The following is a 9,258-nucleotide window of genomic DNA, read 5'->3' as shown; positions in this document are numbered from 1 at the left end:
GACCCGCTGATCCTCGGTAAGTGAACTTCGTGCACGCATACAAAACTCCCCGGTAGTCGGAACTGAATTACTCAGTCCAACTTCCGGGGAGCTGTGCAACGCTGTCAGACGGCGTGAATGGCGCATTCATTCGTTGTGGGGCGTGCGACAGGCCGAGAGGGCCCGTCAGGCGATCAGTTGGTGAACGTGGTCAGCGGTAGCTCATCGAGCGTGATCGAGGTGCCGTCCGCCTCGCAGGCGGACTTCACTGCTGCGCTGTTGGAGACGAACGCCTTGCCCGACTCGCTGTCTGGCTCCGACAGTTCGAGCGTGTCAGCCGGAATGGCGTCCGCGAAGGTCGTGATCGCACTGGCCACGTCACCGGACGCGGTGCCGGACAGTGACTTCACATTGTCGACGGCCGCCTGCTTGTCCGCAGTCCACTGCTCGATGTTGGCTGCCGACCCCGGGCCCGCCTTGACCAGACCGACGAACGCATTGTGGTCGGCTGCGAAAGAGTTGCACACGTCGGTGTTCTGACCGGTGGCTGCCGAGTCGTCACCACCACTGCAACCGGTGAGCAACCCGAGAGCAACGACGGCTCCAGCGGCGAACACTGTGAAACGGGCTTTCGGGTAGGTCACTGCTTCTGCGCCTCTCTACATGTCGAACTACGTTCGAGCCGAACATAGTTCAGGCCCGCACGGAGAATCCGTGCGGGCCTGAACCGGAAGAACTAGGAAACCAGAATCAACCGATCGAGATCAGTTGAGGCGAGTTGCCGGGCCGTACGTGGTGATCGAGTCACCCTTTGCGCTGAGCAGGGTGACGTACGGACGAACCGTGACGTTGCCCAGGATGCCCGTAGCGGTGCCGTGGACGCCGGCGAGCTGGATGGAGCCCTGAGCGCCTGCAGCGTCACCCTCGGTCTTGGAGATGTTCGCCTCTTCGTTGAAGGTGGCGATTGCACTCTCGGACTGAACGACGCCGCCGCCGGGAGCGAGATCGATGGTCGCAGTTGCCTGCGGGATCAGCTGAACGCCGACGTCGAGGCCACTGGTCGAGGTGCCCTTGCCACCGAGCTCGATTTCGGGGGACCCGGGAGGAGTGACCGGGATGGTTCCGGTGACGCTGGACTCGTTGCCGCTGCTGATACCGAGGTTGGCCGAAGGCGAAGCCCACTCGACCGAGACGCCGCCGTCGAGGCTCAGCGGGTAGCCGATCTGCAGGCCGGCGGTGAGGGTGCCCTCGAAGTCGTCAGCCGTGGGGCCCTGAACGTCGAACGTTGCGCGGCCGTCGTAGAACCACTCACGGGTGAGCGGGTTTCCGTCGAGAGGCGCAACGCCGCTGACGAAGGAGTCGGACAGCGTCAACGTCACGGTGTTGCCATCGGCGTCGACGATGGACTTCGCGCTGTCGACAGCGGCAGAAGCGGTTCCGGTACCGAGCACCAGGCCGACTACCGAAGCGCTGGCAGCAACTGCGACGCTCATGGACTTGAGTCCCCGGCTGCGCCGCGACTTCTGGATCTCCGTCATTTATTCCTCATCATGTTCAGTCCCAGCGCGGTGTCGCACGGGGAAGCTTGTGGCTTTCACCCTCGAACTGAATCGCACGCGTCAGTGTGTGCGAGCCCGAGCCGGATGGAGCCTGAAGGCCACATCCTCGATTGTTCAGTTCCGAGATGAAGGGCGCGGCACCGGTTGGTCCCACGCCCTGATCCCTTGGAAGCTGAGGGGAACATTAGAGGAGATGCCTGACCGTGACAATCCCTACGATCGACGCCCAAACGTTGCCATCTCGTGATGTGTTTCGTCGGCGTGAACATCTTTCACACCCGTGTTAGCGATAACCTGCGTCACAGCATCTCCCGAGAAGTGGAAACCGTTACACGCGCCGATCAGGAGTAAAACGACCCTGATATGGGAAGACGCCGCGGGAGTCCTGTCCGGATTGCACGATTGGACCGTTCCACACCCTGCCTGTGGTGTCCGTTTTCGGCGGCTTCGCCCGGCACTACCGCCGGGTAGGTCGCTAACGACAGGTAAACGACTAACTAACAGAGCTGTCATTCCAGCCAACAAAATGTGTTGTGGATCACACTAAAAGTAATGGGGTGGTCGCTGCTGCTTCAACCAATCGACCGACAAGGAGTCGCCATCGGGCCCGTCGGCCCGGTCGTCTCCCGTGGTCTCCGGCAGCACGTCTCCGAAGATACGAGCGAGCCGGGCCCGTTCTGCTCGGGCCCGGCTCGCTTCGTCGTCCGGTCGATTTTCGATCGGCTCGTCGTTCATCGCAGTGACTACGCGTCCAATCCCGACAGCTCGGCAATGACCTGACTCGCCAGCGGAGTCAGCGTCGCCATACCGTCACGGATGGCCGCACGGGACGACGCCAGGTTGACCACCAGCGTGCTGCCCGATACTCCGACCAGTCCCCGCGACAGGCCTGCGTCCAACGATCCGGCTGCCAGACCGGAAGAACGTAGCGCCTCACTGATTCCCGGTATCTCGCGATCGAGCACCTCGGCCGTGACGTCGGGAGTGACGTCGCGAGGCGAGACACCCGTGCCGCCGACGGACACCACCAGATCGACACCGCCGATCACCGCGGTGTTCAGCGCGTTCCGCACGTCCACTTCGTCGGCCGTCACTGCCACCACACCGTCGACCAAGAAACCGGCCTCGGTCAACAGTTCGGTCACCAGCGGACCCGTCGAATCCTTCTCGTTGCTGTGAGCAGTGCGGTCGTCCACGATGACGACCAACGCGCGGCCGGCCAAAGGTGCGTCGAGTTCCATACCGCTCACCGTAGTAGTAAGGCCCGTACCCGGCTCACGCTGTGCGTAAATAGTTGCAATGGTTCCGTGCCTACCGGCTTCCCTGAGCATCAGCGACCGCCCGGGAACGACGGGATCTGCAGTGACGGGACCTGCGCGGCGGGTGCCGCAGCCGGCTCGGCCGTGCCCAGCGTCACGTCGACGGTCTTCTCGCTGCCACCGTCCGTGTAGGTGATCTTCACCGAATCGCCGGGTGCATGCGAGCGCACTGCCGCGATCAACGCGTCACCGCTGGCGACGATCCGATCGTCGACCTTGGTGATGACCGCGCCCTTCGGAATGCCTGCCGCCGCAGCCGGGCCACCCTCGGTGACCTCGACGACGGTTGCGCCGTTGGCATCGTCCTTGGACGGCACCTGCACACCGATCATCGCTTGGGTGGCCTTGCCGGTGGTGGTCAGCTCGTCGGCGATCCGCTTGGCCTGATCGACCGGGATCGCGAATCCGAGACCGATCGAGCCGCTCTGCGCGCCGGAGCCCTCACTGCCGCCGAGAGTGGCGATGGCGGTGTTGATGCCGATCAACTGGCCATCGGTGTTGACGAGAGCGCCGCCGGAGTTGCCGGGGTTGATGGCCGCGTCGGTCTGAATGGCGTCGATCACCGAGTTCTGGTTGCCGGACTCACCGGACGTCGATACCGGGCGGTTGAGCGAGGAAACGATGCCGGTGGTGACGGTGCCGGCCAGGCCCAGAGGCGAGCCGATGGCGACGACCTGCTGGCCGACCTCGAGGTTGGACGAGCTGCCCAACTCGATCGGCGTCAGATTCGTCTTTCCTTCGGCCTTGATGACGGCCATGTCCGAGACGGAGTCCGCACCGACGATGGTGGCGTCGGCCACCGACCCGTCGGCGAACGCGACGGTCAGCTTGCCGTTGGCCCCTGCGCCGGTGGCCACGTGGTTGTTCGTCAGGATCAGGCCGTCACTGCTGAGGATGACGCCGGAGCCCTCACCTTCCTGCTGCGAGCCCTTCACCTGAATCTGCACGACACTCGGCAGCACCTTGTTCGCGACGGCCTGAACGGAACCGTCGGGGAAATTGGCGGCCGGCTGAGCGGCGGTGATCGGTGAGTTCAACGAATTGGTGACACCGGCGTTGTTGCCGTTGGCGTTGTTGGTCGCGATGGCACCGACCGCGCCGCCGATTCCGCCGCCCACGAGAACGAGCGCAATCGCTCCGGCCACCAGAGCAGACCGACCCGGGCGAGTCTTCACGGTGCCGGATGCCGAATGAGGCTGCGGCGCAACCTGTTGGGGCTGCGCATGCTGGCCGGGGTTGTGCTGACCCGGGTTGTGCTGACCGGCCTGCGAGTCACCGTGCTGACCGTAGGGGCCGTAGCCGGGCTGGTACTGATTCTGCCCGTAGCCCGCGTACTGCTGCGGATAGCTCTGCTGGGGATGCGCCTGCTGGGGCGGGAACTGCTGCGTGGGATTCTGTTGCGTCGGATTCTGCTGGGTGGGCTGGTGCTGAGTCGAGGGATCGTGCTCGCCGCCGTGTGAAGCCCGGTCCGCAGGATGATGCTGTGCACCGGCATCCCGTCCGGGCTGTTCTGGTTCGTTACGGTCGTCGCTCATCGCTGTTGCTTCCTTCGATAGAGACCTCGGCTTCGAGGTCGCCCGCCTTCTTGCTACTCACTGTGCAGGGCGGTACTGAGAGCGCGCTGAGACTCGCCTATCAGTTTGCCGAGAGTGTCTCGTGGTCCGCGGCACCCTCACCGGGCAACACGATTCGAATGAGCGCTCCACCCCGCTCGGACACCTCGACGGCAATCGTGCCGCCGTGTTTGACGACCACCTGTCGGACGATGGCAAGTCCCAGACCGGATCCGGGCATCGAACGCGATGCCGTCGAGCGATAGAAACGCTCGAAGACGAGTTCGCGGTCTTCCTCCGGAATGCCGGGGCCCGCGTCGTCCACTGTCAGCTCGAGCAGGCCGTCACCGATCTGCCGCATGGCAATTCGCACTTCTCCGCCGCTGGGGCTCCACTTGGCCGCGTTGTCGAGCACATTGAGCACTGCCCTCGACAGGCCCGCCTGATCTCCGTAGACGAACCACGGCATGAGCGTGGCATCGAAGTCGATCTCGTTGCGACGCCTGCGAGCTCGTTCGAGGCTGCGCTCGACGGCATCGGCAAGGTCGACCCGCTCGAACACCGTCTCGGGTGCGTCCTCGCGTGCAAGGTCCACCAGATCACCCACCAGCGTGGACAATTCCTGGATTTGCGCCACCACGTCGGTTCTCAGCTCGGCCATGTCCTCGTCGGGAATGGACGGTGCACCCGGACGCCCGGCCGCGATCAACAGTTCCATGTTGGTGCGCAGCGACGTCAACGGCGTCCGAAGTTCGTGCCCGGCGTCGGCGACCAATCTGCTCTGCCTGCCCCGAGATTCGGCCAAGGCTCGGAGCATCGTGTTGAAACTCTCGGTCAACCGGGCCAATTCGTCGTCGCCCGTCACCGGGATAGGCGTCAGATCGTCGGTACGCGCCACTCGCTCTGCGGCCGCAGTCAATCGTGCGATAGGCCGTAAACCGGTGCGCGCCACGGCCATACCGGCACCCGCCGCCAGCACGACACCACAGGCTCCCACGATCAGCAGAACCCACGCCAAACGATCCAGCACTTCTCCGGTGGGCAGCAGTCGCTGCGCCACGATCAGGGTGCTGCCGTCCTTGGTACGCAGTGCGAGCACCCGCTGATCGTCGAGTGTGCGCAGCGACGAAGCCTGCTCTCCGCGCACCACAGCAAGTTCCGAATCGCCGACGGGCACCTTGGGTCCGGGCGGGTTGTAGCTGGTCATGTCGGGGTAGATCAACGCCACACTGACGTCGGTGCTGTACAACGTGGCACCGGCCACGAACCGTGGGTCGTAGGACACCAGGTCCGATTCCGCCAATGCCGATGCGCGAGAACGCAACTGCGTGTCCACGTCGCCGTACAGCGCGCGCGAGACCACGGTGTAGGCAGCGATGGCCATGACGGCCACCGCGATCGCCACGACGGACGCAGCCAACAGCGTCACCCGCCACCGTAACGACACCGATCTCGTCAACGGCGTCGGTGGCCGCATCGGTGCCGGCGGAGGTGGAACACCGTCGGGCGTCTTGCGCCCGAACGAACTGCCTATCACGGGGGCGTCTCGCGCAGGACGTATCCGACACCGCGAACGGTATGGATCAGCCGCGACTCCCCTTCGGCCTCGGTCTTGCGCCGCAGATACCCGACGTACACCTCGAGCGCGTTGCCGGAAGTCGGGAAGTCGTAGCCCCAGACCTCTTCGAGAATGCGACTTCTGGTGAGCACTCGGCGCGGATTGGTCATGAGCATCTCGAGCAACGAGAACTCGGTCCTGGTGAGGCTGATCGAACGCTCGCCGCGCGAGACCTCACGGGTGACCGGGTCCAACGACAGGTCCGCGAACGTCATGGTCTCCGAGTCGATGCCGGCTTCCATCGCTGTGCGCCGCAACAATGCCCGCAGCCGAGCCAGGAGCTCCTCGAGCGCGAACGGCTTGGGCAGGTAGTCGTCGGCGCCGGCGTCGAGACCGGCTACGCGCTCGGACACCGAGTCACGCGCCGTCAGCACCAGGATCGGTAGGTCGTCGCCCACGCTGCGCAATCGCCGACACACCTCGAGGCCGTCGAGACGCGGCATCATCACATCGAGCACCAACGCATCGGGACGCGCCGCAGCTACCTGTTCCAGGGCATCGAGGCCGTCGACCGCCAGGTCCACGGTGTACCCGTTGAACGTGAGCGACCTGCGCAGCGATTCGCGCACCGCTCGATCGTCGTCGACCACCAGTATCCGCATCGGTACAGTTTGTCCTGGTCGACTGAGACACGGCTGAGAGGGGTGGTCGGTCGGTACGCGCTCCGGCAGTCGAAGCTCACAACGTAGGTAGGTTCCGAGCCTGCGGCAGATTCCATTTACGCCACAGAGCGAGCAATCTCAGGCCGGTCGCCAGTATCGTCCCCGCGACCAACCCGACGTTCTCCGGCAGAGTGAGCGCCTCGGCCACCACGACGGCCGTCGCGCCGAGCAGCGCAGGTAGGGCATACAGGTCGCGGTGCAGCAGCAGGGGCACGTCGTTGACGAGGACGTCCCGGATCACGCCACCGGCTACGGCCGTCGTCGTCCCGATGAGCGCCCCCGACAGGGAGCTACCGCCGACACCCAGGGCGATCGTCGCGCCGGTCGAGGCGAACAGGCCCATCCCAAATGCGTCGAGCACGAGCACGCCTCGGCGCACCTTGCCCATCTGCCGATGCGCGACGAACACCACGAGCGAGGCGAAAAACCCGACGGTGACGTTCGGCCAGGTGTCCAGCGACGTCGGCGGATGGATACCGAGCAGCAGATCGCGAACGATGCCGCCCCCGATGCCCGTCGTGATTCCGACGACGCAAACCCCGAACAGGTCGAGTCGTCGATATACCCCGACCAGTGCACCCGACGCCGCGAAGACTGCGATACCGATGTATCCGAGGAGGTCGAGAAGCACCGAACGAGCATGTCATGCGACTGACAGCTGCTTCACAGCAACATCGAAACGCTGTCACAGCCTCCAGGAGCACGGTTGCGTTGTCAGAGAGCGCCGCCGAGTAAGGACGAAGACATGGGTATCGGATTCAAGAAGACGATCGCCACCCTCGCGGTGGCTGGGGCACTGACCCTCGGCGGCGGCGCTATCGCCGACGCAGCACCCGACCGCGCGACGCTTCCCGCAGTGGCCGGAATGACCGAATCGGACGCGGTGCAGGCGTTGTCGGATGCAGGCTTCTCCGACGTCAGCTCCGACTACGACCGTCCCGACGCGACGGTCGTCGGAACCAACTTTCAAGCCGGTGACAAGGTCAGCGAGAACGCCGCCCTCCTACTGATAGTCGGTGCCGGCTAAGTCAGCCGAACCGTCCCGTCGTCGTCGACGCTCCAACCGGGGTTGTGGCAGATTTCCCAGATGACTCCGTTGGGGTCGGCGATGTGGGCGTGATAGCCACCGAACGATGTTCGCTGAGGTGTCTTGATCGGTGTCGCGCCCGCCGCGAGAGTGGCCGCGAACATCGCGTCGACGGCTGCTGCGTCGTCGACGTTGTGCGCCAACGTGACCGAGCCGAGGTCGTGCTCGCGCGGCGGCCGTCCCAGATCCCCGTCGAACGAGGTGGCGTCGTACAGACCGAGCACCGCACCGGGTCCGATCTGGAAGAACAGAATCTCCCCGGGAACATCGAGCAACGGCGTCCACCCCAGCCCGTCGCAGTAGAACGACCGGGCTGCATCGAGATCCGCAGTGGCCAGAGTGGTGAAATGAACTCGCTGCTGCATCGCCCCATTGTTTCAGGCGATAGTCTCGATCGGGTGCCGTCCGGCACATTCGAAGTTCTCGAACCGAGGTGACCCGAAGTGCCGATCGTCGACAATGCCGTGTACGTCGAGGGAAAGCGGACCGCAAATCCGGAGAGTCTCGACATCACGTTCGAGTGCATGCGTGATCGCCACGGCATGGCGTGGATCGGCCTGTACCGTCCCGAGATCAGCGAAATCAACGCGGTGGCTACGGAATTCGGGCTGCACCGACTCGCCGTCGAGGATGCCATCGCGGCGCATCAGCGGCCGAAGCTCGAACGCTACGCCGAGCAGTTGTTCGTCGTTCTGCGACCCGCGCGGTACATAGACGAGACCGAAAAGGTCGAATTCGGTGAATTGCACATTTTTCTCGGAGCCGATTTCGTCGTCACGATCCGTCACGCCGAATCACCCGAACTCGGTCTCGTCCGCCACCGGCTGGAGGAATCGCCCGAGTTGCTCGCGCTCGGGCCCGAGGCCATCCTGTACGGCATCCTCGACCAGGTGGTCGACGAGTACGTCCCGGTGGTGAAGGGACTGCAGACCGACATCGACGAAATCGAGGATCAGCTGTTCACCGGTGATCCCAGCGTATCGCGGCGTATCTACTCACTGCTGCGCGAGGTATCCGAATTCGACCGTGCGGCAAAGCCTCTGGTGGAGATGATCGAATCCCTCAAGCGCGGGTCCGACAAGTATCACGTCGATGTCGAACTGCAGCGAAACCTTCGTGACGTGTTGGACCACGCAATCCGCATCTCCGACCGCATCGAATCGTTTCGATCCAACCTGCAGAACGCGATGACGGTGCACTCCACCATGGTGGCGCAGCAGCAGAACGAAGAGATGCGGAACATGACGCAGGTCAGCCTCGAGCAGAACGAACAGGTCAAACGAATCTCGTCCTGGGGCGCAATCCTGTTCGCGCCGTCGCTCATCGCCGCGATCTACGGCATGAACTTCGAGGACATGCCGGAACTGAAGTGGCACTTGGGTTATCCACTGGCGCTGGTCGCCATGGTGATCTGCTCCAGCGCGCTCTATGTGGTGTTCAAACGTCAGAAGTGGCTGTAGAGCGGCTGCGCCGCACGTGAG

Annotated in this window: 10 protein-coding genes; 2 read left to right on the top strand and 8 right to left on the bottom strand. The window is 64.1% G+C overall.

The genetic code is table 11. From position 1 onward, the window contains the following. Positions 1 to 173: 173 nt before the first annotated feature. The 7 genes from CH278_RS09120 to CH278_RS09085 form a co-directional block, all read right to left on the bottom strand. The gene (locus tag CH278_RS09120; protein WP_094621664.1) at positions 174 to 623 is read right to left on the bottom strand and encodes a hypothetical protein; all 450 of its coding nucleotides are present in this window, start codon (positions 621 to 623) and stop codon (positions 174 to 176) included. A gap of 120 nt (positions 624 to 743) precedes the next feature. Continuing rightward, positions 744 to 1,517 (bottom strand): MspA family porin, encoded by a 774-nt coding sequence (locus CH278_RS09115; protein WP_094621663.1) that lies wholly within the window; start codon positions 1,515 to 1,517, stop codon positions 744 to 746. Between the two features lie 764 nt (positions 1,518 to 2,281). After that, on the bottom strand, positions 2,282 to 2,779 hold the full coding sequence (locus CH278_RS09105; protein ID WP_197077495.1) for a MogA/MoaB family molybdenum cofactor biosynthesis protein: 498 nt from the start codon (positions 2,777 to 2,779) through the stop codon (positions 2,282 to 2,284). An 89-nt stretch (positions 2,780 to 2,868) separates the two neighbouring features. Next, positions 2,869 to 4,392, bottom strand: a complete 1,524-nt coding sequence (locus CH278_RS09100) for a trypsin-like peptidase domain-containing protein (RefSeq protein WP_080731856.1) — start codon at positions 4,390 to 4,392, stop codon at positions 2,869 to 2,871. 100 nt (positions 4,393 to 4,492) lie between these two features. After that, on the bottom strand, positions 4,493 to 5,887 hold the full coding sequence (locus tag CH278_RS09095; RefSeq protein WP_094621741.1) for a HAMP domain-containing sensor histidine kinase: 1,395 nt from the start codon (positions 5,885 to 5,887) through the stop codon (positions 4,493 to 4,495). A gap of 56 nt (positions 5,888 to 5,943) precedes the next feature. Beyond that, positions 5,944 to 6,630, bottom strand: coding sequence for a response regulator transcription factor (locus CH278_RS09090; RefSeq protein WP_027496041.1), 687 nt, complete (start codon positions 6,628 to 6,630; stop codon positions 5,944 to 5,946). Positions 6,631 to 6,706: 76 nt separating this feature from the next. Next, the gene (locus tag CH278_RS09085) at positions 6,707 to 7,321 is read right to left on the bottom strand and encodes a trimeric intracellular cation channel family protein (RefSeq protein WP_027496040.1); all 615 of its coding nucleotides are present in this window, start codon (positions 7,319 to 7,321) and stop codon (positions 6,707 to 6,709) included. A 114-nt stretch (positions 7,322 to 7,435) separates the two neighbouring features. Here CH278_RS09085 and CH278_RS09080 point away from each other — a divergent pair, with 114 nt between their 5' ends. Beyond that, positions 7,436 to 7,717, top strand: a complete 282-nt coding sequence (locus tag CH278_RS09080; protein WP_032371235.1) for a PASTA domain-containing protein — start codon at positions 7,436 to 7,438, stop codon at positions 7,715 to 7,717. Here the strand turns inward: CH278_RS09080 and CH278_RS09075 are convergent. Further along, positions 7,714 to 8,142, bottom strand: a complete 429-nt coding sequence (locus CH278_RS09075; protein WP_048319438.1) for a VOC family protein — start codon at positions 8,140 to 8,142, stop codon at positions 7,714 to 7,716. The two genes, CH278_RS09080 and CH278_RS09075, sit on opposite strands and share 4 nt — an antisense overlap. A 78-nt stretch (positions 8,143 to 8,220) precedes the next feature. Here CH278_RS09075 and CH278_RS09070 point away from each other — a divergent pair, with 78 nt between their 5' ends. After that, the gene (locus CH278_RS09070; RefSeq protein WP_027496037.1) at positions 8,221 to 9,237 is read left to right on the top strand and encodes a magnesium and cobalt transport protein CorA; all 1,017 of its coding nucleotides are present in this window, start codon (positions 8,221 to 8,223) and stop codon (positions 9,235 to 9,237) included. Positions 9,238 to 9,258: the final 21 nt, after the last annotated feature.

Origin of the sequence: Rhodococcus sp. 05-2254-5, from assembly GCF_002258575.1 — a bacterium.
GTDB lineage: Bacteria > Actinomycetota > Actinomycetes > Mycobacteriales > Mycobacteriaceae > Rhodococcoides > Rhodococcoides fascians.
This window is presented reverse-complemented; position numbering and strand designations above follow the sequence as displayed.